General features: G+C 59.4%; 27 protein-coding genes and 1 tRNA gene. 9 read left to right on the forward strand and 19 right to left on the reverse strand.

The features are described from left to right. Positions 1-4 precede the first annotated feature (4 nt). From BLL52_RS16985 to BLL52_RS16995, 3 genes are read left to right on the forward strand one after another with little or no spacing between them, the layout of a single operon-like run. The gene (locus BLL52_RS16985) at positions 5-667 is read left to right on the forward strand and encodes a retropepsin-like aspartic protease family protein (RefSeq protein ID WP_083634023.1); all 663 of its coding nucleotides are present in this window, start codon (positions 5-7) and stop codon (positions 665-667) included. A 13-nt stretch (positions 668-680) separates the two neighbouring features. Beyond that, positions 681-1,652, forward strand: a complete 972-nt coding sequence (locus tag BLL52_RS16990; RefSeq protein ID WP_075587840.1) for an HD-GYP domain-containing protein — start codon at positions 681-683, stop codon at positions 1,650-1,652. 49 nt (positions 1,653-1,701) lie between these two features. Next, positions 1,702-2,211 carry a HugZ family pyridoxamine 5'-phosphate oxidase gene (locus BLL52_RS16995; protein ID WP_075587841.1) on the forward strand — a complete coding sequence of 170 codons (510 nt, stop codon included), beginning with the start codon at positions 1,702-1,704 and terminating at the stop codon, positions 2,209-2,211. 36 nt (positions 2,212-2,247) lie between these two features. On the opposite strand, the gene BLL52_RS17000 is transcribed toward BLL52_RS16995, so the two are convergent. The 8 genes from BLL52_RS17000 to BLL52_RS17035 form a co-directional block, all read right to left on the reverse strand. Continuing rightward, positions 2,248-2,949: a glutamine amidotransferase-related protein gene (locus tag BLL52_RS17000; RefSeq protein WP_075587842.1), complete on the reverse strand. Its 702-nt coding sequence runs from the start codon at positions 2,947-2,949 to the stop codon at positions 2,248-2,250. Continuing rightward, a complete protein-coding gene (plsY, locus tag BLL52_RS17005) occupies positions 2,946-3,689 on the reverse strand; it encodes a glycerol-3-phosphate 1-O-acyltransferase PlsY (protein ID WP_083634024.1) in 744 nt (247 codons plus the stop codon). The genes BLL52_RS17000 and plsY overlap by 4 nt, the downstream gene beginning before the upstream one ends. Positions 3,690-3,787: 98 nt before the next feature. Beyond that, positions 3,788-4,288 (reverse strand): aminoacyl-tRNA deacylase, encoded by a 501-nt coding sequence (locus tag BLL52_RS17010; RefSeq protein ID WP_075587843.1) that lies wholly within the window; start codon positions 4,286-4,288, stop codon positions 3,788-3,790. Between the two features lie 10 nt (positions 4,289-4,298). Next, the gene (locus tag BLL52_RS17015; RefSeq protein ID WP_075587844.1) at positions 4,299-4,721 is read right to left on the reverse strand and encodes a BLUF domain-containing protein; all 423 of its coding nucleotides are present in this window, start codon (positions 4,719-4,721) and stop codon (positions 4,299-4,301) included. 29 nt (positions 4,722-4,750) lie between these two features. Next, positions 4,751-5,812: an aldo/keto reductase gene (locus tag BLL52_RS17020; RefSeq protein WP_075587845.1), complete on the reverse strand. Its 1,062-nt coding sequence runs from the start codon at positions 5,810-5,812 to the stop codon at positions 4,751-4,753. Between the two features lie 66 nt (positions 5,813-5,878). Continuing rightward, positions 5,879-6,904, reverse strand: a complete 1,026-nt coding sequence (locus BLL52_RS17025; RefSeq protein WP_075587846.1) for a sensor domain-containing diguanylate cyclase — start codon at positions 6,902-6,904, stop codon at positions 5,879-5,881. After that, on the reverse strand, positions 6,901-7,515 hold the full coding sequence (locus BLL52_RS17030; protein WP_075587847.1) for a chemotaxis protein CheC: 615 nt from the start codon (positions 7,513-7,515) through the stop codon (positions 6,901-6,903). The genes BLL52_RS17025 and BLL52_RS17030 overlap by 4 nt, the downstream gene beginning before the upstream one ends. Continuing rightward, positions 7,512-7,880 (reverse strand): response regulator transcription factor, encoded by a 369-nt coding sequence (locus BLL52_RS17035; protein ID WP_075587848.1) that lies wholly within the window; start codon positions 7,878-7,880, stop codon positions 7,512-7,514. The genes BLL52_RS17030 and BLL52_RS17035 overlap by 4 nt, the downstream gene beginning before the upstream one ends. A gap of 144 nt (positions 7,881-8,024) precedes the next feature. Between BLL52_RS17035 and BLL52_RS17040 the strand changes: the two genes are divergently transcribed. From BLL52_RS17040 to BLL52_RS17065, 6 genes are all read left to right on the forward strand, one after another. Further along, positions 8,025-8,942 carry an alpha/beta fold hydrolase gene (locus BLL52_RS17040; protein ID WP_075587849.1) on the forward strand — a complete coding sequence of 306 codons (918 nt, stop codon included), beginning with the start codon at positions 8,025-8,027 and terminating at the stop codon, positions 8,940-8,942. Positions 8,943-8,993: 51 nt separating this feature from the next. Beyond that, a protein-coding gene (gene prfB, locus BLL52_RS17045; protein WP_139313445.1) for a peptide chain release factor 2 occupies positions 8,994-10,098 on the forward strand; the annotation gives its coding sequence in 2 pieces (ribosomal slippage) (positions 8,994-9,074 and positions 9,076-10,098; 1,104 coding nt in all). An 11-nt stretch (positions 10,099-10,109) separates the two neighbouring features. Continuing rightward, on the forward strand, positions 10,110-10,823 hold the full coding sequence (locus tag BLL52_RS17050) for an HAD family hydrolase (protein WP_075588025.1): 714 nt from the start codon (positions 10,110-10,112) through the stop codon (positions 10,821-10,823). Next, a complete protein-coding gene (pepN, locus tag BLL52_RS17055; protein WP_075587850.1) occupies positions 10,807-13,509 on the forward strand; it encodes an aminopeptidase N in 2,703 nt (900 codons plus the stop codon). Before BLL52_RS17050 ends, pepN begins: the two co-directional genes overlap by 17 nt. A 17-nt stretch (positions 13,510-13,526) precedes the next feature. Continuing rightward, positions 13,527-14,531: a class 1 fructose-bisphosphatase gene (locus BLL52_RS17060; RefSeq protein WP_075587851.1), complete on the forward strand. Its 1,005-nt coding sequence runs from the start codon at positions 13,527-13,529 to the stop codon at positions 14,529-14,531. Between the two features lie 29 nt (positions 14,532-14,560). Further along, positions 14,561-14,636, forward strand: a tRNA-Thr gene (locus tag BLL52_RS17065). Between the two features lie 887 nt (positions 14,637-15,523). Here BLL52_RS17065 and BLL52_RS17070 read toward each other — a convergent pair. The 11 genes from BLL52_RS17070 to BLL52_RS17120 all read right to left on the reverse strand — a co-directional run bounded on the left by BLL52_RS17070 (position 15,524) and on the right by BLL52_RS17120 (position 23,859). Then, positions 15,524-16,885 carry a phage terminase large subunit gene (locus BLL52_RS17070; RefSeq protein ID WP_075587852.1) on the reverse strand — a complete coding sequence of 454 codons (1,362 nt, stop codon included), beginning with the start codon at positions 16,883-16,885 and terminating at the stop codon, positions 15,524-15,526. Beyond that, complete coding sequence (locus BLL52_RS17075; protein WP_075587853.1) at positions 16,869-17,324, reverse strand: hypothetical protein; 456 nt, start codon at positions 17,322-17,324, stop codon at positions 16,869-16,871. Before BLL52_RS17075 ends, BLL52_RS17070 begins: the two co-directional genes overlap by 17 nt. 32 nt (positions 17,325-17,356) lie before the next feature. After that, positions 17,357-18,346, reverse strand: a complete 990-nt coding sequence (locus BLL52_RS17080; protein ID WP_075587854.1) for a hypothetical protein — start codon at positions 18,344-18,346, stop codon at positions 17,357-17,359. A gap of 137 nt (positions 18,347-18,483) precedes the next feature. Further along, positions 18,484-19,008, reverse strand: coding sequence for a hypothetical protein (locus tag BLL52_RS17085; RefSeq protein WP_075587855.1), 525 nt, complete (start codon positions 19,006-19,008; stop codon positions 18,484-18,486). A 163-nt stretch (positions 19,009-19,171) separates the two neighbouring features. After that, positions 19,172-19,510, reverse strand: coding sequence for a TubC N-terminal docking domain-related protein (locus BLL52_RS17090; RefSeq protein WP_075587856.1), 339 nt, complete (start codon positions 19,508-19,510; stop codon positions 19,172-19,174). Then, complete coding sequence (locus BLL52_RS17095) at positions 19,507-20,781, reverse strand: AAA family ATPase (protein ID WP_241839243.1); 1,275 nt, start codon at positions 20,779-20,781, stop codon at positions 19,507-19,509. Before BLL52_RS17095 ends, BLL52_RS17090 begins: the two co-directional genes overlap by 4 nt. Continuing rightward, positions 20,774-21,208, reverse strand: coding sequence for a hypothetical protein (locus BLL52_RS17100; RefSeq protein ID WP_075587857.1), 435 nt, complete (start codon positions 21,206-21,208; stop codon positions 20,774-20,776). Before BLL52_RS17100 ends, BLL52_RS17095 begins: the two co-directional genes overlap by 8 nt. Further along, on the reverse strand, positions 21,205-21,438 hold the full coding sequence (locus BLL52_RS17105; RefSeq protein ID WP_075587858.1) for a hypothetical protein: 234 nt from the start codon (positions 21,436-21,438) through the stop codon (positions 21,205-21,207). Before BLL52_RS17105 ends, BLL52_RS17100 begins: the two co-directional genes overlap by 4 nt. 4 nt (positions 21,439-21,442) lie before the next feature. Then, on the reverse strand, positions 21,443-21,739 hold the full coding sequence (locus BLL52_RS17110; protein WP_241839245.1) for a hypothetical protein: 297 nt from the start codon (positions 21,737-21,739) through the stop codon (positions 21,443-21,445). A gap of 116 nt (positions 21,740-21,855) precedes the next feature. Then, complete coding sequence (locus BLL52_RS17115; protein ID WP_075587859.1) at positions 21,856-22,533, reverse strand: hypothetical protein; 678 nt, start codon at positions 22,531-22,533, stop codon at positions 21,856-21,858. A 9-nt stretch (positions 22,534-22,542) separates the two neighbouring features. After that, complete coding sequence (locus BLL52_RS17120) at positions 22,543-23,859, reverse strand: tyrosine-type recombinase/integrase (protein ID WP_075587860.1); 1,317 nt, start codon at positions 23,857-23,859, stop codon at positions 22,543-22,545. Positions 23,860-24,065 lie beyond the last annotated feature (206 nt).

Raw genomic sequence — 24,065 nt, forward strand, 5'->3', positions numbered from 1 at the left:
GCTGATGGCCTTTGATTTTCGCCTTCTGCCTGGCTTGACGCTGGCGACGCTGCTGGTAGCGCTGGCGGGCAGTGCCGGCGCGCAAAGCGTGGCCTTGGCCGGACTGTTGGGCAGCAAGGCCCTGCTGGTGATTGACGGCGGCCAGCCGCGCAGCCTGGCGGTGGGTGAGTCGCACCAGGGCGTCAAACTGATCAGCTTGCAAGGTGAGCTGGCCATGGTGGAGATGGGTGGCAAGCGCCAGTCACTGCGCCTGGGCGGTGCACCGGCCAGCGTGGGGGGTTCGGGCGAAGCAGCGGGTGGCAACCGAATAGTGCTTAGCGCCGACTCACGTGGCCACTTCATGACACAAGGGCAGATCAACGGGCGCAGCGCCGCCATGATGGTGGACACCGGTGCCTCCCTGGTCAGCCTGTCGGCACAGCAAGCCCAACAATTCGGGCTGGCCTACAAACAGGGCCGTATGCAGGGCATGAGCACCGCCAATGGCGTCATTCCCAGCTGGCGCATCAAGCTTGGCCAACTGCGTGTGGGCGAGGTAACCCTGTACGACGTGGACGCGGTGGTGTCCGAGGGTGCCATGCCCTACGTGCTGCTGGGCAACAACTTTTTGAGCCGTTTCCAGATGAACCGTAACAACGACCAGATGGTGCTGGACAAGCGCTTTTAAGGGTCAGCAACGCATGCCCCTGATTGTCAAAACCGAAGACGAGTACGAAGACCTGCTGGGCCAGTGGTCTGACCTGGAGTCTGGCCTGGCGGTGGTGTTGACGCACCCCGACAGCGTGCAGGAATTCAGCCAGCGCATTCACCAGTACGACCGCTGGCTGCAGGATTTGCTCAAACAAGACGCCGACGTCAGCCTGTACCTGCTGTTTCAGCTGGCGACCCAATCGCCGGTGGGTTACAGCGCCTCACACGCTTTGGTATGTGCCGTGCTGTGTGATTTGCTGGCCACCCACTTCGCCATGCCACGCCTGCAGCGTGACAGCTTGGTGCGTGCCGCGCTGACCATGAACGTGGCCATGACCGTGCTGCAGGACCACATGGCCACCCAGCGCAGCCGCCCCACACCTGAGCAGCAATTAGTGATCAAGGCACACCCGGACAAAGCCGCAGCGATGCTGGAGGCCAAAGGCATCACCGACCTCCTCTGGCTGGACGTGGTGCGCCGCCACCACCTGGAAGACGTGTCGCAGGAAGCCCTGAGCATGTTGCCTGCGGCGCGCCGTCTGGCGCATATCCTGCTGGTGGTGGACCGCTATGCCGCCATGATCAGCCCGCGTGAATCGCGTGAGGGGCAAAGCGCTGCCGATTCGGCCCGCAACCTGTTGCAAAGCCAGACCGGGAACGGCGGCGCGGTGGGCCAGGCGCTGATCAACAGCGTGGGTTTTTGCCCGCCGGGCACGTTTGTGCAGTTGGAAGATGGCCGGGTGGCTATCGTCACCCGGCGCACCAAGCAGGCTAACCAGCCCGATGTGGTGGTGGTGCTGGACGTGCAAGGCAAACTGTCGCGCCCGCCGGTGTGGCATTGCACCTCGGGCGCCGGTGCAGGCATTGCTTCGGCGCTGCTGGCCTCAGCGGTGCGCGAGCGTATCAACCACCATCTGATTTTGCAGATGGGTGATACGGCGCAGGCCGCAAGCGTTATTTAATTTATAGCTACTCACGCTTATCCTATAAGGGCTAGAGGCTTTTTTGACCATGATCTCTGAACCCACCAGCCCCACGCCGCATGAGCCGCGCCTGAACCGCGCACTGCGCAAGCTGATACACACCCAGCGTGTGGCGGCGCTGGGCACGCTCAACGCGCAAGGCAAACCGTTTGTGTCGATGGTGCCGTTTGCCATTGAGCCGGACTCAGCCACGCTGGTCATCCACGTCAGCTTGCTGGCACCACACACCCGCAACCTGCTGTCAGACCCGGCGGTTTCGCTCATGGTGATGCAGGCTGAAGCGCCACTGGAGCCGGTGCACGCCCTGCCCCGCGTGTCACTGGACGGCACGGCCGCCCGTTTGACGCCCGACAGCGCTGCCTGGCAAGCCGCCCGTAGCGCCTACCTGGCGCGTTTTCCTGAAGCAGAGATGATGACCCGGCTCGGCGATTTCAGCTTCTTTGCGATTAAGGTCACCGAGGCACGCCACATCGCTGGATTCGGCTCGGCCCGCCCGCTGGCACCCGAAGACCTGACCAGCGTGCTACACTATTTGTAGCTGCTCGCGCTTTACAGACGGGAGCTAGAGGCTGATTTAGCCCGCAATAAACGCGACGATCATGCGCGCCACGGCATCGCCGTCATGGCCTTCGGCCAGGCTGTCGGTGCAGGCCAGGTACTGCGCCTCACCCAGCACAGCACGACGCTTGTCCAGCAAAAAGGCGCTGTAGGCCTCGACAAACTCGGGGTGCGGCTGCACGCAAAACACCCGGTCTTCCACCGCAAACGCTGCCACCGGGCAAAACGCACTGGTGGCCAGCAGCGTGGCGCCTTCGGGCAGGTCAAACACCTGGTCCTGGTGGCTGGCCAGCAGGGCGATGTCAGTGCGCCCCTCGGCTTGCGGCAGCTCTGGCGCCAGCCACTGGTAAGCCATGCGCCCGGCACCCCAGCCCTGCGGCGCGCGGCCCACCCGCGCGCCCAAAATCAGGCCAATCAACTGGTGGCCAAAACACACGCCAACCAGCTTCTTTTTGGCTTGCAGAAGCTGCTCTACCTTCTCACGCAGCGCCAGCACCCAGGGCTCTTGCGAGAAGGCATCAGCCCGGCTGCCGGTCAGCAGCACGGCGTCATAGCTGTCAAACGTCGCGGGGTACTCACCCTTGTAGGTTTTGAAAATGTCAAAGCTGCCGGTGGCGCCCGCATCACGCAGCAGGCGCTCAAACATGGCGCCATAGCCTGTATAGGTGGCCTCAATGGCCGGGTCGAGGTAGTCGTTGTCGAGAATGCAAAGATTCATGAGCGGCGTTTGCCCGTTTTGGTGGGCTTATTGGGTGTCGTGGTGCCTGGCTTGGCAGACCGCTGATGCGGGTGACCCTGATGCGCACCAGGGCTGGGCACGGCGACGGGTGGCGGTGCCTTTTTACCCAGCTTCGACTCGGTGCCCTTGATCAGGCGGTTGATGTTTTCAGCATGCCGATACAGCAGGAAAAGTGTCATCACCGCAATACTCAGAGCCACCGCGCTGCTGGTCTCCCACAGCGGGCCACCGGCGAGCAGATACACCACGGGCGCCATGGCCGCGGCGGTAATGGACGCCAGCGACGAATACCGAAACCCGGCCGCCATCGCCAGCCAGATCAGCCCGGTGGCCAGGCCCAGCCAGCCGCTCACCCCCAGCAACACACCCAGCGCCGTGGCTACACCCTTGCCACCGACAAACCTGAAAAACACCGGATAGAGATGTCCCAAAAAAGCCGCCAACCCGACCATGGCCAGCGTGCCTTCGCGCAAGCCGTAGGCTGGGCCAAACCAGGCGACCAGTGCCACCGGCAGCCAGCCCTTGGCCGTGTCCAGCAGCAAGGTGATGATGGCAGCCGCTTTAGAGCCAGAGCGCAACACGTTGGTGGCGCCGGGGTTTTTGCTGCCAAAGGTGCGCGGGTCGTTCAAGCCCATGACCCGGCTGACAATCACCGCAAACGACAGCGACCCCACCAGATACGCAGCCACCGCTGCCAAAACTGGCCAAAAACTTTGCATGGATTCCAAAAAACACTCCTGCGTGCCCGGCACGGCGGGCTTGAAAAGGCGTATTTTGCCAGCCCAAGTACCGTGTGTCGCAGTTGCCCGCGTGAAGCCTAGCCCAGCACCTCGGCCAGCGCGCATTGCACAGGCCGGGCGCCCAGCAGATCAACGCACACGTGCGCAGCCAGCCCCACCAGATAACCCCGGCGCCCGCCGTTGATCAAAATCTTGGGCAGATCAAGAATGGTCGATTCGATGAACACCGGCATGGCTTTGCGCGTGCCAAACGGCGAGGTGCCGCCCACCAGATAACCACTGTGGCGGTTGGCCACCTCAGGGGGGCAGGGCTCCACCGTCTTGGCACCGATCTGGCGTGCCAGGTTTTTGGTCGACACCTTGCGGTTGCCGTGCATCAACACCACCAGCGGCTTGGCGTCCTGGTCCTGCATGATCAGGGTCTTGACCACGGCGTAAGGGTCCCAGCCGAGTTCAGACGCGCTGTGCAGCGCACCGCCGTGCTCCAGGTAGTCGTAAGTGTGCTCGGTAAAGGTGATCAGCCGTGCTTTGAGCAGTTGGGTCGCCGGGGTCAGGCTAACGTGGTCTTTTTTGGTCATGAACGCTCGCTCAGAACATACCTTGGCTGAAAAGCTGCAGCATCTCCAGCGCCACGCCGGGCTTGGCCTGAATGGCCTTGGCGTCAAAGCCAAATTGGAAAAATGGCGCGTACTGCGGCACGCTGCTGGCCACTTCTGGGCTGAGGTGGCGGTAGCCCATGCTCCATTGCGCAAAATGACGCTCGGTCACCAGGTCTTCAGTGATCAGGATGGCATTGTTGTGGCGCCGGTCCTCACAAATGCGCGCATAGGTCTTGTCGACGGCGGCTTTCTCGCCCTCCAGAACCTGCAAGAAATTACCATTGGAATACAACAGCATGCCGGTGATGCCGTCTTGCTGGTTGTGGCGCACAGACGCCTCCAATATCGACGTCATCTGGGTCTCGTCCTTGTTCACCAGATCACTCACATAAATCAATTGCACCAAGCTCATACCGCCCCAACCTCACAGTGGTTTAACCCTCAGATGGCCGGATCGCGCATCTCCCAGCGAATCTTATCAATGTCCTGAAGCACTTCGGCAGACAAACCTGTGCTCCAGACCGCCAGATCCTCATCAAGCTGCGCGACTGAGGTCACGCCAATAATGGTGCTGGCCACCCGCCACTGGGTGTAGCAAAACGCCAGCGCCATTTGGGTAGGCGTGAGTCCATAGGCACGCGCCAAGGCGCTGTAGCGCTTGGCAGCCGCCAGCGCCTCGGGACGACCCCAGCGCTGCTTGCGGCTGGACTCAAACTTGGTCAGCCGCGCTGCAGCGGGTGCATCCGGCCCGGTCAAACCGCTGTCATCGTATTTGCCGGTCAGCAGGCCAAACGACAGCGGTGAATATGCCAGCAGCGAAACATTGAGCCGGTGCAGACTTTCGTCCAGCGCGTTTTCCACACTGCGGTTCAGCAGGCTGTAGCCGTTTTGCACCGTGGCCACGCGCGGCAAGCCGTGCTGCTCAGCCAAGCACACAAACTCATGCACACCATACGGCGTCTCGTTGGACAAGCCCACTGCACGCACCTTGCCCGCGCGCACCAAGGTGCCAAGCGCTTCAAGTTGCGCGTGGATCGGGGTGCCTTCCGTCTCGCTGGGCTGGTAATACAGACCGCCAAACATCGGCACGCTGCGCACCGGCCAGTGAATCTGATACAGGTCAATCACGTCGGTCTGCAGACGCCTCAAGCTGGCGTCGCAGGCGGCAATGATGTCGGCACCCGTCAGGTCGGGGCTGCCGCCGCGAATCCAGGGCATGCCGCGGCTGGGGCCCGCCACCTTGGTGGCAATCACCAGTTTTTGCCGTGCTCCTGGGCGTGCGGCCAGCCAGTTGCCGATGATGATCTCGGTGGCGTTGAAGGTCTCGCGGCGCGGCGGCACTGCGTACATCTCGGCCGTATCCACAAAATTGATACCGCGCGCCAGCGAGCGGTCCAAAATATCAAACGCCGTGGCTTCGCTCACCTGCTCGCCAAAGGTCATGGTGCCGAGGCAAATCGGGGTGACAAACAGGTCGCTGAACCCCAGTTGAACAGTTTTCATGTGTCGCATATCTCGTATTTTTTTGATCTGGCTTACGTCCACGCACCAGCCCAGTGACTGCCTGGTTTATCCGGCCGCTTGAACCAACGCCGTTGCCCAGACCAGCCCTTCTTCAGATACAGCGGCTGAGCACACCTGGTTGCGCCCGGCATCCTTGGCGCGATAGAGTGCCTGGTCTGCCAGACCCAGCAGGGCGTCAGCCGTGAGCGGCTGGTGAGGGTCAAAAACGGCCACGCCCGCACTCAGTGTCAGCACCTTGGCCACCGAACTTCCCCCATGAACGACCTGCAGATCGTGCACCCGTTGCAATACCTCATTGGCCAGTTGCATGGCACCGGCCTGGTGGGTCTCGGGCAGGATGGCAACCATCTCTTCGCCTCCAAAACGTGCCACCACATCGTTGGGGCGGCGGCAAACCTCACGCAGCACGCCAGCCACCTCGCGCAGACAATTGTCACCGGCCAGATGACCATACAAGTCGTTGAATTGCTTGAAGTAATCGATGTCAAACATGACGGCGGCCACGGTGGTAGCCAGCCGCTGCGCAGTGCGCAGTTCCAGCGCCAGCTTGTCGTTGAGCAGGCGGCGGTTGCCCAGACCGGTTAGGGTATCCATGTTGGCCATGTCCTGCAGTTTGCTGGCTTGGGCCTTGAGCAGGCGCTCGCGAACCACCGAATTGGTGACGTCGGTGATCTGGATCAGGGTGTAACGCTGGTCAGAACTGCCGGCCGCCTGAAAACCCATGGGAATAATGCGGATGGACTGGCGCAGCAACTTGTCCTGACTGCGCTGTGAGAGTTCTAGGCGCAGCGGAAACGGCGCGGGATGCAACGTCTGCGACAACACCGCCGGAAAGCCACTGGCAAGCGCGTGATCCAGCAGCAGCGTGAAGTGGCTACGCCCAAGCTGCGGGAAGACCTCGTCGAGCTTTTTCTTAATCATCTGAGGCGCAGACAGGTGCGCATGGCGCAAAAACCATTTGTTGGCAAATACCACACGGCTTTCGCTGTCGAGCACGATCAGACCGAGTTGCAGGTGATCAAGCGCCCAGTCGGACCAGGGCTGCCTGCTGGCTGGTTCAGAGGGGCTCATAAAGACAACGTCTCCAGGAAGGCACGCACCGTCGTCTTCAGCGAAGCCACAGATTCGACATCGAGCAAGAAGATGAGATAGCCTCGAATCTCCAGCGCCTCCACGGCAAAGTCAATTTGCAGGCTCAGCACTTGCTCCTGCATGTCGCTTTGGTCGTGGCCGCACAAAACTTCTCTGACTGGTCCCATTTCCACCTGGGGCATGGAACCTTCAAATTTCAGCCGCAACACATCGGCGATGCCGGACACCACCGAATTGAGCAGGATGTTGCCAATCTCTGCCATGGCCTCCTGCTCCATCTCACCGAGTTGCTCCAGAGGTATGTCACCCCCTACCATCATCTGCACCAGTTGCAAGCTTTGTTGCACCGGAAACATCAGCACAGCTTCGGTGTTGAGAACCCCTAAAAACTCCTGGCGCACCGCACAGATGCGCTCGGTGCCCTGGGCCGTCAGTTCGTCACTGATGCCTTGTTTGGAGATCATCGCCACGCGCGGCACATTCAGTCGCACGGGTGAACCCGCCAATTGGCTCAAGGCATCAGCGGCCTGCCCGACGCCAACGTTGAAAACCTCGGTCAGGGCATCAAGTTCAATATCGGTCAAGTTCATGAGGCTGCCAGAAAGTGGTAAATGGCCTCGCGAATCGCTGGTTCGGTGGCCGGCTTTTTCACAAAAGTGACTTTGAGTTCGGCAGCGCGTTCACGGCTGGCTTCCTGGATGTTGGCCGTCAGCATGGCGATACGCGCTGTGGTGTTAAAGGCGCGAATCTGCTCCACTGCCTCAAAACCGTTGATGCCGGGCATGTTGACGTCCATGGTGATGAAATCTGGCGCGCTGGCACGCACCATGGCTACTGCGACCTCACCGTTGGCAGCTTCTTGGATGACCCAGTCGGGCTGCAACTGTGCCATTTTGGCCCGGATCATCATCCGGGACACTTTGCTGTCATCCACGATCAACAGGGTGCGGGACATATCCAACTCGCTTTTCGGTTTTTGTAAACCTAAATTATGCCGCCGCCCGCTGAAGCGCAGGAATTCGAGCCAGCGTGGCCACTGGGAGCGATTGGGCCATGTCCTTTCTCCGGGGCATGCGTCAGTCTGCTTATGATCATATGAATGTACAGAATCCAAAAAGTCTCCCGTAGCGTACTTATCCCTATCCGAGGCCTGCAATATTACGCGCGAGTCTGGGGTGAGCCGCTGCTAGGCCAGCCACCGCTGGTGCTGCTGCACGGCTGGATGGACGTAGCGGCCAGTTTTCAGTTTGTCGTCGACGCGCTGCAAGCGGATCACTATGTCATCGCCCCGGACTGGCGAGGCTTTGGTCTGAGCGCCTCCGGCGGTGCCGACAGCTTCTGGTACCCCGACTACCTGGCCGACCTGGACGCTTTGCTGGACCATTTTTCGCCAGACGCACCGGTGAATCTGGTGGGCCACAGCATGGGTGGCAATATCGCCATGCTCTACACCGGGGTGCGCCCTGAGCGTGTGCTGCGCCTGATCAATCTGGAAGGTTTTGGCCTGCCCGCCACCCAAGCCGACGAGGCGCCCGGGCGGCTGACGCGCTGGCTGGGTGAGGTGAAACAGCACAACAGCGGCACGCTGAGCCTGAAAACCTACCCCTCACTAGAAGCCGTGGCACGGCGTCTGATGAAGAACAACCCGTACGTCTCCGAAGACAAGGCGCACTGGCTGGCCAACCACTGGTCAGCCGAACTGTCACCGGGGCAATGGAGCATTTTGGGCGAGGCCGCCCACAAGGTGATCAACCCACAGCTTTACCGGGTGGATGAGGTGCTGGCTATCTACCGCTGCATTAGGGCACCGGTGCTGATGGTTGAGGCCAGCGACGAGAGCATGACCCAGTGGTGGCGCGGCAGCTTTACCTTGGCCGAGCATCGCCAACGTATGCAGCAAGTGGCAAAGTTGGAGATCGTCACCCTGCCCGACTGTGGCCACATGCTGCACCACGACCAGCCCGAGGCGCTGGCCGGGTTGATTGAGCGGTTTATCGCCCAGGTTGCGGGGACGTGAGAAAATCCCTCCTTTGCCGAATCAACCACTTAGAAGAACAGGACCCCTCCCATGGAAGCAGAACGCATCAACGCTATTGGCAACCTCCTCGCTGATCTGAGCGCGCGTACCCTCGATTTACGGGGGTATCTTTGACTTCGATGCCAAATTTGAACGTCTGAGAACCGTTAACGCCAGCCTGGAAGACCCCTCCGTCTGGAACGACCCCAAACGCGCCCAGGAACTGGGCCGGGAAAAAAAACTGCTCGACGGCGTGGTGGTCACCCTGACCGACCTGCAGCGCGATCTTTCTGACAACACCGAGTTGTTCGAGATGAGCCGCGACGAGGGCGACGAGGCCGGCCTGATCACCATCGAAGAAGACGCCGCTCGGCTGGAACAGATCGTGAAGGATCTGGAATTCCGCCGCATGTTCAACAACCCGGCCGACCCGCTGAACTGTTTTGTCGATATTCAGTCCGGCGCCGGTGGCACCGAAGCCTGCGACTGGGCCAGCATGCTGCTGCGCCAGTACCTGCGCTACTGCGAGCGCAAGGGTTTCAAGACCGAGATCGAAGACGAAACCGCCGGTGACACCGCGGGTATCAAGGGCGCGTCGTTCAAGGTTGAGGGCGAATACGCCTTTGGCCTGCTAAGGACTGAGACCGGCGTGCACCGCCTGGTGCGCAAGAGCCCGTTTGACTCGTCTGGCGGGCGCCACACCAGTTTTGCCAGTGTGTTTGTCTACCCTGAGATTGACGACTCGATTGAGATCGACATCAACCCCAGCGACGTGCGGGTCGACACCTTTCGCGCCAGCGGTGCCGGTGGCCAGCACATCAACAAGACCGACTCTGCGGTGCGCCTGACCCACTTGCCTACCGGCATCGTGGTGCAGTGCCAAGACGGCCGCAGCCAGCACGGCAACCGCGACGTGGCCTGGAAGCGACTGCGTTCGCGCCTGTACGATTTTGAGCTGCGCAAGCAGCAAGAAGCGCAGCAAAAGCTCGAAGACACCAAGACCGATGTGGGTTGGGGCCACCAGATCCGCAGTTATGTGCTGGACAACAGCCGCATCAAGGACTTGCGCACCAATTACGAGACCTCGGCCACGCAAAAAGTGCTCGACGGTGATCTGGATGCCTTTATTGAAGCCTCCCTGAAGCAGGGTGTGTGATGCCGGTCACTATGATAAATGAAGCTACTCACGCTTTATCCATAAGGGCTGGAGCCGTTTCAGGCTTAATTTTTGACATGGACGGCACGATGATCGACTCGATGCCCAGCCACGCACAGAGCTGGATTGCTTTTGTGCAGCAGCATGGCATCGACATCGACGTAGCTGACCTGATGCGCCGCACCACCGGGCGCACCGGCGCCGAGTGCATGTGCGAGCTGTTCCAGCGTGACCTCTCTTTTGAGGAAGCCTGGGGCTTTATTGCCATCAAGGAGCAGATGTACCGCGACCTGTTTGCCCCGGTGTTTGCCGAGGTGGCAGGCTTCAAACAATTTGCCGCGCAGACGCTGCAGCGCGGCTTGAAGCTGGGCGTCGGCACCGCCGGTGACCGCCACAACATCGCTTTTGCCATGCAACATCTGCAGCTGGCCGTGCCACCCCACGCCATCGTCGGCGGTGACGAAGGGCTGCCCGGCAAACCTGAGCCAGCTATATTTTTAGAAGCAGCTAGCCGAATGGCTATAAGGGCTGGTGACTGTATTGTCTTTGAAGACGCGCCGCTGGGCATTGAAGCCGCGCGCCGCGCCGGCATGCGGGCGGTGGCCATCTGCACCACCCACAGCGCCGAAGAACTGGCCGGGCCGCATGTGATTGCGGCAGCCAGCAACTACCTTGAACTGATCGAATCTGAATTTTTGGAGACCTTACATGTTGCAACTGCCTGATTCAAGCGGCGCGGCCACGGCGGTGCGCCGGGCTGACTATGCTGCCCCGGCGTTCTGGATAGACACCGTGGCGCTAACGTTTGACCTGGACCCGGCCAAAACCCGCGTGCTCAACAAAATGACACTGCGTCGCAACCCCGATGTGCCCGCACAAGCGCTGCGCCTGGACGGCGACGAGTTGAACCTGGCGCGCGTGCTAGTCAACGGCGCTGGCTGCTCATTCAAGATGGACGGCAGCCAACTGGTGCTGGAAAACCTGCCCGTGCAAGGCAGCTTTGAGCTGGAAATCTTCACCACTTGCACACCCGCCAAAAACACCAAGCTGATGGGCTTGTATGTCAGCAATGACTCGTTTTTCACCCAATGCGAGGCCGAGGGTTTTCGGCGCATCACCTACTTTCTGGACCGCCCCGATGTGATGAGCAGCTTCAGCGTGCTGCTGCGCGCCGACAAGGCACGTTACCCAGTGCTGCTGTCCAACGGTAACCTGACCGAACAAGGCGACCTGGAAGACGGCCGCCATTTTGCCCGCTGGGTCGACCCGCACAAGAAGCCCTGCTATCTTTTTGCATTGGTGGCGGGCAAACTGGTGGCGCGTGAGCAGCGCATCACTGCGCGCAACGGCCGTGAGCATTTGCTGCAGGTCTACGTGCGCCCCGGTGACATGGACAAGACCGAGCACGCGATGCAGTCGCTGATCAAGTCGGTGATCTGGGACGAAGCCCGCTTTGGCCTGGCGCTGGACCTGGAGCGCTTCATGATTGTTGCCACCAGCGACTTCAACATGGGCGCCATGGAAAACAAAGGCCTGAACGTCTTCAACACCAAGTACGTGCTGGCCAGCCAGGCCACCGCCACCGATGTGGACTTTGCCAACATCGAATCGGTCGTGGGCCACGAGTATTTCCACAACTGGACCGGCAACCGCATCACCTGCCGCGACTGGTTCCAGCTCAGCTTGAAAGAAGGCCTGACGGTGTTTCGCGACCAGGAATTCAGCATGGACCTGTGTGCCGACCCATCAGCTAGGGCGGTGAAGCGCATTGAAGACGTGCGCGTGTTGCGCACTGCCCAGTTCCCTGAAGACGCCGGCCCGATGGCTCACCCGGTGCGCCCCGACAGCTACATCGAGATCAACAACTTCTACACCGTCACCATCTACGAAAAAGGTGCCGAGGTGGTGCGCATGATGCAAACGCTGGTCGGCAGAGCCGGTTTTGCCAAAGGCATGACGCTGTACTTTGAGCGCCATGACGGCACCGCCGTGACCTGCGACGACTTCGCCCAGGCCATTGCTGACGCCAACCCCGACTCCGCCTTGGCCAAATTGCTACCGCAGTTCAAGCGCTGGTACAGCCAGGCCGGCACGCCGCGCTTGCAAGCACGCGGCGACTTCAATGCGGCAGAGCGCACCTACACGCTCACCTTCACGCAAAGCTGCCCAGCCACACCGGGGCGGGACAGCAAGGAGCCGTTTGTCATCCCCATCAACCTCGGCCTAGTCGGCGCCAGCGGCGCAGCCTTGCGCCTGCACATCCAGAACGACCTGACCAGCGTGGGCGACAGCCACTTGTTTGTCATGACGCAGGCCACCGAGTCAATCACCTTCGAGAACATCCCGGAGGAACCGGTGCCCGCCATCCTGCGCGGTTTCAGCGCGCCGGTGATTCTGGACTTTGACTACACCGACGCCCAGTTGCTGACCCTGCTGGCGCACGACACGGACCCCTTCAACCGCTGGGAAGCCGGTCAACGGTTGGCCTTGCGAAGCGCTATTCAATCAATAGCTGATAGCCCAGATGGCATAAGGGCTAAGGGCCTAAATCATGCTTATATTGCAGCCATGCGCGCGGTGCTACGGCACCCCACGCTGGACGCTGCGTTCAAAGAGCTGGTACTGACGCTTCCGTCTGAGACCTATCTGTCCGAACAGCTTGACGTGGTCGACCCGCAGCGCGTGCACGCCACCCGCGAAGCCATGCGCGAGCAGCTGGCGCGCGAGCTGGCAGACGACTGGCAGTGGGCTTTTGAGGCCCACAGCGCCAATGGCAGCTATGTGCCTGACACCTTGTCCAGCGGCCGCCGCGCCCTGGCTGGCCTAGCCTTAAGCATGCTGTGCCTGGCAGCCCGCCAGTCGGGCGACACCGTCTGGCCCGGCAAAGCCTACCAACGCTTCAAAGACGCCGACAACATGACCGACCGCTTCAACGCCTTGGCGGCACTGGTGCACACCGGCCATGAGCTGGCCAAACCGGCACTGGCGCGCTTTCACAGCCTGTTCCAGAACGAAGAACTGGTGCTGGACAAATGGTTCGCCCTGCAAGCTGGTTGCAGCGACCGCGCCGGCCAGGTGCTGCCTGCGGTGCGCATGCTCATGAAGCACAAAGACTTCAACCTGCAGAACCCGAATCGCGCGCGCAGCGTCATCTTCAGTTACTGCAGCGCCAACCCCGGTGCGTTTCACCGCGCCGATGCGGCGGGCTATTTGTTTTGGAGCGAACAGGTGCTGGCGCTGGATGCCATCAACCCCCAAGTGGCAGCACGCCTGGCGCGCGCGCTTGACCGCTGGAAAAAACTCGCTGTGCCTTACCGTACTTCAGCCCAGGAAGCACTCAAGCGCGTCGCGGCCAAAGCCAGTTTGAGCAACGACGTGCGCGAAGTCATCAGCCGCGCGCTGGCAGATTGACCCATTTCCGGAGCTCTATGTACAAAAAAACCTACCTAACCCGCTACCTTGTCGAGAAACAACGGCTGAACGAGCACATTTCGCCCGAACTGCGGTTACTGCTTGAAGTGGTGGCACGCGCCTGCAAACGCATCAGCCAGGCCGTCAACAAAGGCGCCCTGGGCGAAGTCATGGGCAGTGCCGACAGCGAAAACGTACAAGGCGAAATGCAGAAAAAGCTCGACATCATCGCCAACGAAGTGCTGATCGAGGCCAACGAATGGGGTGGTCACCTGGCCGCCATGGCCAGCGAGGAAATGGAAGGCATCCATGTGGTGCCGAATCGCTACCCACAAGGTGAATACCTGCTGATGTTTGACCCGCTGGACGGATCCAGCAACATCGACGTGAATGTGAGCATCGGCACCATCTTCAGCGTGCTGAAAAAGCCTGAGGGCACGTTGGTGTCGGAGCAAGACTTTTTGCAGGCTGGCACCAAGCAAGTGGCCGCAGGCTACTGCGTCTATGGCCCGCAAACCACGCTGGTGCTGACCGTGGGCGACGGCGTGGCGGTCTTTACCCTGGATCGCGAACATGGCTCGTTTTTATTGACCCAAGAAGACCTGCGCATCCCTGACGACACCAACGAATTCGCAGTGAACATGAGCAACCAGCGCCACTGGACGCCGCCCATGCAGCGCTATATTGACGAATGTATGCAGGGTATAGACGGCCCGCGCGGCAAAGACTTCAACATGCGCTGGGTGGGCAGCATGGTGGTCGACGTGCACCGCATACTGACGCGCGGTGGCGTCTTTTTGTACCCCTGGGACAGGCGTGAACCGAATAAGCCCGGCAAACTGCGCCTGATGTACGAGGCCAACCCGATGAGCTGGCTGGTGGAACAGGCGGGCGGCGTAGCCACCGACGGTAAATGCCGCATCATGGACATCCAGCCGAGCCAATTGCACCAGCGCGTCAGCGTTTTCATGGGCTCCAAAAACGAAGTGGACCGCGTGGCCAGCTACCACGCCGAGCCCTGATCCGACCGCTATAATTTCTGGCTTACCAAGCCGGTGTAGCTCAGTCGGTAGAGCAGCTCATTCGTAATGAGAAGGTCGGGTGTTCGATTCATCTCTCCGGCACCAATAGAAACAAGGGTTTGCCGCTAGTTAATTGGTAGCAAGCCCTTTCTCTTTTCACCCCGTGTAGCCACTGCGTAGCCACCAGTACCGGGTTTTGTACCGTGTAGCCAAGTCAACCAGCACCAGCGATAAGCCCCAATCGTTCGCCTATTTCGTGTCTGTCACGCAACTGTTAGCTTTTCGCAGGGTCTGAAAGTGCCTGATTTTTTACCGATAGACAAAAACGGCAAAGCGAGTCCATCGCTCTATCCCATCATCCATAAAATATTTTGACAGGTCGCAAGGTAGAAATAAACGCTTGTTTGAACCGTTTTTCGAATCTGACACTTTCACCAAGTCAGGGGAAACAAACCGTTCAAACCGATGTAACCGATTTCCCGCCAAAATTGGGCCGTTGAATTGTTGCCCTACTGGATTCGAAGTCCGAAAGGGCAGGTCGCGTTTCAAATGCCAATGGGTCCAGATTTGGACACACCCGCTTGTCACGACGGGGTGTCATTGCTCAAAATGAGACCCAGCTCTCGGGCTCGGAGATATCACCAAGTTTGGGGGCATCTATCTGGCTAGCGACAACTCACAAAAGATACGGCGGGTTTTCGCCGCATCTATGCACGCTCTCAGGCGCGACGGTTCAACCGTATGCGAGAAATTGCGCAGGCGGTCAGGTGCTCTTAGGCGCGTGTTTAGGTGCTCACGCCAGCCAATTCAAAAAGTGTCATAGCCATTACATATTGAAAACGCATGGCACAGGATATGCATCCCGCAATAAACGTGCCTGATAGATTTTGACAATCACACTGCCGCTTTGTTTTTGATAGCGTACCGTTTGGGAGCTGCATGGTCAGCCGGTGACGTAAAAAAACCCGGTTGATTAGGCCGGGTCGTTTGTTCTACACCTTCAACGGTTCTACGCCTGCCGTGCGCTTCAATCGCATCAGCCCATATCTGCAAGCGTCTGCCCCATGATCCGGCCCGGTGGAGTCCAGGTCTTCCACCCGCTTTTGATCCCGTGCCAAGTAAGGCAGGGTGTCCCAGAAGTAAGTACAGGCGCGGCTGATATACAGGCCCGGCACGTCAAGTTTTCCCGCATCACCCATCAGTCGCCGCATCAGGTTCCAGCCCGTGATTCGATCAGCCTTCTTTGCGGGCGTGAAGTACACCTGTTTTCGTGCGAACTCATCAGCAATTGACCCTGAGCTGTAGCCTTGCCGGGCGAAGCACGCATCATCAGCCACGCCCTTAGCCTTGATGCCCCATTGCTGACACATCTCCGTGATGCCCTCTGCGGTCGTTGCGGCGGTCCAGTTGAGGCCCTTGTTCAGATTGTCGCGTTGCACGGCTGCCAGCTCGTCAACCAGCACGACAGAGCCTCTCGGGTAGAACTTGCCTTCATGGAAGTCACCAGGGCTTTGCGCCATGATGTAGGTGACGCTTGGGGCACTCGATCCAAAGTCGTGGGCTAGCCACGTGTCCCAGTTCTCGGGCATGGCGGTCCAGGGGTCGACTGCATTACGGTGCTCGTCAAGGACGGTCGCGAAGTAAGCGCCCCTGTTCACGGCCCAGTCTCCAAACAGCCAGGCGCGAAGCAATTCAGGGTCTGACGGGCAGGCGCTTTCTAACTGGTTGCGGTACTGGTCACGATCAATGAACTGGTTTTTGTCAAAGGTCGAGGGCGCATAAATCCAGTGGCGTTTACTTTTTGATTCGAGAAACGGTTTCCACGGCCCGGCCTGAAACACGTAACGCTTGGCGATCCAGTGATGCCCAGGCCCTCCGGGATTTGCGGCCATCACCACGCGAATGGGAATCTCCTTTGAACCGCGCAAGTTGGAACGCATGATGTCGAGTAAATCCGGCTGCGCATACTGCCCGGCCTCATCGATCAATAGCAGCGTGAAACTGCGGCCTTGATACTTGGCATAGTCGCCTTGCGTTTCAAGCTGTCCCAGCTCGATATAGCCGCCATTCGGTAGCTTCCAAATATGCTCGGTGCCGTTGTAGCGGGCGGTCGTTCCGTACACCATGCCGAACAGTTCCCGCGTGACAAGCTCAAAGTCCCTCAAACCGGCGTAGCTCTTGCGGATGTACAGCACGCGGGCTTTTTCGCCGTACTGCTCACAGTGACGCAAGGCCAGCAGCGCCAGGCCGAAGGACTTGCCGCCACCACGCCCACCACCTGCGAACACGTCAAGTTCTTCAGGTGCAGCCAGCAGGTTTTGCTGAAACTCGTTCAGTTCAATTGTTTGAGCCATTTTCGATCACCATGTATTTGTCGAGCGGCTGCGCGCCGGGGATGTTGAACGTGACGCTCACGCGGTTGGCTTGACCCTCTTGCTGCCCTTCCTGATAGCCGTGTCGGGCTTTCAAGAGGAACATGGCGGCGATCAGCCCACCCTTGTCGCCTTGAGTGGTCGCTGCGGTGTACAAGGCGTTATGCAGGGTCTGGCGCTCTTTTTCGCGGCCTTCACTGAAAGCGGCGTGAAGTTCCGGATATTCTTCAAGCCAGCGGCTCAGAACCGAATCGGCAACGCCTAAGGCCATGCCTACGCCTTTCTTGTTCGCGCCGTTCGCGCTAGCGTGCCGGATTACTTCGGCGGCGTCTTCGGGGGGCAGGGCACGGGGTCTGCCAAGTTTGAGCTTTTCCTCAATCGGCTTGACGCGGCCCGGGTTTCTGGCTCGTGGTGTGCTCATAGCTAAACCGGGCACTAGGCCCGGCTCCGTGGTTATGCCAATTTGTGAATGATGTACGCCACGGGCACGTTCTTGCGCTGCGCGACACGATCCCAGTTCACGGCCAGGGCCAGCTCTGCGATGGTCGGGGAGTCACCCGCTACGGTGGTCTCCTTCCACTGAAAACCCAGTGGATGCATGGCCAGGTTCACCCGGCTGTGAAGGATTTGTTGGCCTCCACCATTCCCAGCGCCGGGGATGTTCTCGATCTCCGTTCCTGAGGCGATGCGCGGCGAACTGGTGCCGTAGCCCACAGCACCAGGGCCGAACAACACGGTGGTGTATTTCGACGACGCCACTGGCAAACCATCATCAACCAAGATTCCCAGGCCCCTGAATGTCTGGATGAAACCGCCTTGACTGTCGGGCAGGGTGACGATCATGTCAGCTTTCAGAGCTGCCTTGTAGGTCGCGCTGTGCATACCGATAGCTGTGAAGTCCCGCATACCGTCGCCAAGCGATCCGGCGGCGTCAAGCACAGCGTTCGCACTGAAGTTGGCCAGAGCCCCAACGGCCGCCGAAATGTCGGCCACCATGTCGCTGGAATCATTCGCCACGTTGTCGGCCATGATGCCAGCCAATGAGGCTATGAGGCGTTTTTGCGCCTGCCGTGTCCAGTAGGCCGCCACGCGGTCTTGAATGCGACCCAAGGCGTTGGCGCCGCTCAGTTCACTGGCCAGATTCATAGCGGCCCAGCTTTGGTGAAGGAACGCTTTGCGCACGATCTGTTTGCCGCTCGATAACTTGCGCGGCACGGCCAAAATAGCCGGGTCGTCGTTGGCGATGTTGGCTTCATCGTCTGCCAGGTCTTTCCAAAATGGAGCGCTGAAGCTGTCCGCACCAGCTTGCAATTGGGAATCAATCGCAGCATTGCGCGTGACGATCCCGCTTGTGACAAGGGCGGATTTTTCAATCGAGTTTTCGACGATGTAGGAGGTGAATTGTCCGGGGACGACAACGTCCTGGATTTGTACGGTAGCCATGATTTGGCCTTTCAAAAACAGTGGGTGTTTTCGTGGCCAGCGTAGCTGTCAACGTGTGGCGTGTGACGCCTTGAGGGGTGACTGTCAACCAGGCGTAACCCGGATGACAGTGCCCACATTTTAAGCGGTCTTGGGGTTCAGCGCAAGCCGAATGAAGGCGGCGCGACTGGTGCCGGTGCGGTGGGTGTCTTTGGCGCAAAGCCGCTGGATGATCCCGCACCTGAGCCGCTCGTGTTTTTCGCACGAATCATCTTGCTTAGTACCGGGTCTGCGATGTCGCAGAGAAACTTGTGCAAGTCGACGGGAGTGGCCCGCTCGCCGTTTAGATACCAGGCCGGGCGCTCGGTGCCTTGCGCATCAGGTTCCAGCTTGAGAATTTCGCGCTCCAGCAATTCAGCGCGCAGGTACTTGGTCGGCCCGACACAGGCGTCTTCAAGCGCAGCGTCCAAAGGCGCGATAACGCTCAGATCGTGCCATTGCTTGCGCCAGGACGCTGACTCCGTTTGCGCGGCTTGTAGCGCGACCTGAGCGGATGCAATGTCATCCTGAGACTGCTTCAGCTTCGTCAGCAGCTCCTTATTTTTTGCGATCAGTGCAGCCGGGTTTTTTACTTCGATTTCTTGCGTTTCGGTGCCGGTGTCGAGGGTGAGTTTTTCAGTCATAAAGTTGGCCTTTCGTTGTTAAAAAATTTCCATGAAATTGCGTTGACGGTTACTTTCGGCAAGCCATGCTCTCGCAGCAAGGTTTCGAGGTGCCGTTTGGCTTGGGTGCGCCGATAACGCGGGGACAAGTGGCGCATGAACTGCGCAATTTTTGAGAGCGTTTTCATGTTTTTGCGCGGCCGGGGTGGGTTTGCTGGAAGTGCGCCAGCAAGTCGGCTTGCAGGTGCGCTGGCGTCGCCAGACAGTCCTGCCGCATGGCTTCACACGCGGCGGTGCTGTCGCCATGATGCGCACAGCAGCGCATGGCGGCGGCGATCAGCAAGGCGGTGCTTTCTCGCGCCTGCAACATCAGGGCGATCAGCTCGGTTCTATGCGTCTTCACCAGTTCCCGATTCGCAGGGGTAAGACGCCCAGCCGGTGCCACTAGATTCTGCCCGTCATCTGATAGCTGAATTGAAATTCCAGCCCTCCACAGCTCGTTAAAAATGGCGTGCGGTGTCATAAAAACTCCACGTCCGAAGATTCCATTTCGTCCGAAGATTCCGAAGATTCCCCGTTCAGAATGTTGGAATCTTCGGAACCTTCGGGGGAATCTTCGGGGCTAACCATCCGAAAAGCCACGTCCGTGAGTCCAGGTAGTCGCCAGTACCATCCCTCGTTCATGCCGCCTTTTTTGCGAATCACGCCCACCTTCTTGGATGCGTTCCAAATCTGTTTTTTGGAAAATCCAGCGGCCTTGAGCGGCTTTGACGCTTCTTCGGAATTCGTCCAGTTGTCGGCCACTAATTCGGCCATCAGTAATTGAGCTGCGTCGCTGGCTTCGCTCGTGCCGCCTGCACCATCGTCCGGCTCGGTCAGCAGCTCGCGTGCAGTACCCGCCACAGCAGAACCCCATGCGATGTAGCTCGCTTGGATGCCTGGCAGTGCCTCGGTCTGTTCAATGTGGTATTCAAACCCGCCATCGTCCGGGCCGATGTTGGATTTGCTGCGGGCCAGAATGCGCCGATCTTTGCCGTCCTCGCTGGCCACCTTCGCAGCCACCAGCACCACGCGGGCCACTGCACTGAATGCAACGCTTCCCACAACTCGCTGGGTTGGGTCTTGTCCTTGGCCACCTTTGGAAAAGTGGCTGATTCCCAGCGCGGCACAGTTGCAGTGCGCTGCAAGATCAACCAGCGGTTGCAAGGCTCTGCGCACTTCGGTGTTTTTGTGCGAGTCACCCGCCACAGCGCTGACTATGGGGTCAACAACCAGCAAGTTGATGCCGCCTATTTTCTCGATTGCGCGAAGCAACTGATTCAAATCGCGGGCAGGGTCAAAGGTCAGCAACTCGCCAGAGATCCGTGCGCCGGTCACAAAAAACACCCGGCTTCGGTCAGCACCCATCGCGATCAAGCGCGGTAGCAGCGTATCGGCTGGGTCATCCTCACCGCTCCATATCAGCACGTTGCCCAGGCTGGATCGTGAACCATCAGGCCAGCGCCCACCTATGGTGATGGTTGCAGCCATCGCCAGCGCAAGGGTTGTCTTGCCCTGCCCAGGCGCACCAGCCAGAACATGCAACTTCCCTTGCGCCAGCCAGTTTTCCCAAACCCAGGTCACTGGCTGCGGCTCCAGCGTTGACCCGCAAGTCAACACCACGCCATCCTGAATTGATCTCCTCTTATGCGCATCGTCCAACGCCTCATAGTCGAATGCGCTAACGTTTCGCATCTGCGGCTGATACTTTGCGGCCATGCGCTCGACCTCTGCCATAGTTTCGGGATTAAGCATATTGACCTTTCGATTGGTCGCGTAAAAAATTGATGATTCCAGCGGCTTTCAGAACCCGGGTGGTGTCGGCCTCGGTAAGCTTGACCCCGTATCCGACATTTCCAGCAGCGATTGCTACAAGCTGACTTTCAGCAGCCAGCAGGTCAAGTGCCTGCCCAGCCGATAGAAGGCGCTGGGTGCGTTTGGGTGCGCCTGGTGGCCTGTCTCGCGGCGGGAATAGCTCGCTTAACTCCATGCCCATAGCGTCAACAATTTCGCCAGCAGTGCACCCAGCAAAGCAATGAATCAGCACGCCGCCGTCCGGTGACTCGCGAACCGACAAGGACGGGCCTTTGTCAGCGTGCGCCGGGCAGCGTGCGCTCCATTGGCCAGGCTGGCGCTGGCGAACTTTTTCAAGTCGGCTCAAAACGTTGTCAATCGGGCTCATAGCGACCCCCCCAGGGCGGTCAGCGCCAGCGCCAACAGCATCCCAAATTGCAAGCCGTAAATAAAAACCAGCCCTTCCAGCGCATGCCGGTTGACTGTTGTAAATAAAGCATTAAATAGGGCTCTAGCCCTTGCGAATACTGCGCGAATAGCTATAATTACAATAGCACTTTTTGACGGGTGTTTTGTGGCCACTGATTCGCAGTCAGTGGCTTTTCTTTTGGTGCTCATGGGGTCAGACCCCCAGCAAACGGCGAATGTCAGCCACTGGCCAGGCCAGTTTTCCAGACACCCTGATTGGCCGCAGCGGCCCCGATTCGCTCGATGCCCAACCGCGCATGGTTTGCTCTTGCCTACCCAGCCAATGCGCTGCAACGGCGGTTTTGACGTGCGTCCGGCTCTCGGTGCGAATGTCGGGAAACCCGTCAGACTTGCGGGTCAGTTGCTCCAGTTGGGCAGGCGGCAATTGCGCCAGAAACTGAGAAAACAGGGCCTGAATATCGGGCGGCTGTTGATTTGGGAATGCTTGCATGGTGGCTACCTTTCGGTTTCGTTGATTGATGAACGAACCGATGGTTTTCCGGTGGGTATCCTCCCCCGCAAGTGTCCCCGTATCCCCCAGTTAGGGGGACACCCCACGGGGTAGGGTCATGATTTGTCGGCTATTTCACCGTTGCTGCGAAGTCTTTCCCATGCTTTTTCAAACTGGCTCCCATCTTTCGGGAATACTGGATTTTTCCCAACCAGATTTGCACGGATAGCGGCCTTGACTCCGGGTTTGCCAGGTGCGTTTTTGGGCAGCTCCATCGGGTCATAACCAGGCTCGCGGATTGCGTCAAGGATTGCAGCTTCTTGCACGGCGAACCGTTGCGCGGGCTTTTTTAACTCGCCCACCACCGAATCAGCCAGGCCCCCAGCGGCTCCAGGCTCGGCCATTGTTGCAGCGGGCGCTGTTGTGGCTTGCGGGGTGTCGAGTGATTCCAACGACGGCAGGAATTTGTCAAGGTCTGACACTATCACGCGCAGTTGCGCCAGTGTGCGAATGACTTGCGGCGAATATGCGGCTTTCCCGTCAAGGCCAAATGCTCCCGTTATGCGGGACTGCCCTTCGGTTTCTATTGTCAGTAGCTCGCTGGGTGCCAGGACAAGTAGCCCCACATATTCCTCATTGGTGTGTGCCGTTAGGTTGCGCATCAGACCATTGAATGATGCGGCTATCAATAACAGCCCATGCACCCCGGCACGTAGCAGGCTCGCAGACTCCACGGTAAAACCCTTTACCCGGCTCGCATATGCAGCGGCTTCAGTCAGCGTGAGATAAGACATAGCACCCCTTCAGGGCGTCGCTTCAAAATAAGGAGCCCCGGCCTGTTCCAAAATGTGCGCTTCAATGGTTTCAAGATACGGGCGCAGGGCATCCACGCTGCGGGGTCTGTAGCCCTCAGCGGTTGCGCTTGGTCGGTGTCCCATTACTTGCGCGATTGCGCCAGCAGGTGCGCCAGCAGATTCACCCAGCAACGAAAACGAACGGCGCAGGCCGTGAATGGTCAGGGTTCCGATTCCGGCGCTCTGTAGGGCTTTCTGGTGGGCGTTGCGGGTGTCGGCAATGCGGCCCTGTTTGCCAGCGGATGCAAACACAAATTCATTCACCCGTGGCAAGGTTGCCAGCAGTTGCGCCAGATACGGGGTCAAGGGAATAGTGCGTGTCGCGTCCACCTTGTCAGCAATGGTCAGCTTGCGCCACTGAAAATCCACGTTCGCCCACGTCAGCCCGGCCAATTCCTCGCGGCGTGCCCCGGTCAGCAGCAGCGCACGCAAATACACCCCGGCGGTGCGGTTGCTCAATTGCTCCACGGCCTGCCACCATCCCGGCAGTTGCGCGGCTTCCAGGCAGTCTGTGCGCTTGGTGTTGCTGGGCAGGTTTTCCAGAATGGCAGGGGCGCGGCCAGCGTCGCGGTTTATCAGTTTGCGATATTCAGGCCGGGCAGCGCACCAGCGAAGGAACCCGCGAAACATCATCAGGGCGCGGGTAGCTTGGTGCCTACATGCCACGGTTTCGCGCTCAAACCAGATTTGCAGTGCATCCTCGGTCACGTCCACCAGCGCCAGCGCCAGCAGCGGGTAAAGCGGCCCCTGCCGGGTCAGCCCCTGCCCTCTCACTTTCTGGACGCCACCGGGCGCGGCCATCGCTTCAATGTCGGCACGATAGCGCGGCTTCCATGCGTCCTTGCGCTTGGGCTTACCCTCGGCAAGGTAGCGCGGCCAAATATCGCCCACAGTCACAACGGCGGCGGCTTCCTGCTGGGCTTTTGCGGCCTTGTCTGCCTGTTGCTGGCGCTCTAGCTCTCGTGGGTCGGTGCCACTGTCCAGCATCACGCGCAGGCGGTTTGCTTCGGTACGGGCAGCGTCAAGGCTCCAGGCGCGAACGTCGCCTATGGTGCGCCGGATGGTCTGGCGGTCTAGCTTCGCCTCAAATACAAACGACTTCGCGCCAGTGTTGGAAACCCTCACGCGCAGGCCGGGTGCCTTGGTGTCACGCAAGAACGCTTGCGCCTTGGTGTCGGTGCGGCAAGTCAGGCGCTCGATTGCACCAGCGGTCAACTCAATGGCCTGTGCCGTGTCTGGTGCGTCTGTTTTCTTTGGTCTTGCCATGATGTTTTGCCTCAATTCCGCGTAGCCACTGCGTAGCCAACTTACAGCCCGCGTAGCCACTGCGTAGCCACTTTTGCCCCATTTTGGGGAATATCAATCAACGCTGGCACTGTCAACCTGTCCAGTGCTTTGCTCGTAAGCTGTTGATTTGTATTGATTCTATACGCTTTAATCAACACTGGCAAATACTATATCGCCATCATTCG

The sequence above is a fragment of the Rhodoferax antarcticus ANT.BR genome (assembly GCF_001938565.1).
GTDB lineage: Bacteria > Pseudomonadota > Gammaproteobacteria > Burkholderiales > Burkholderiaceae_C > Rhodoferax > Rhodoferax antarcticus.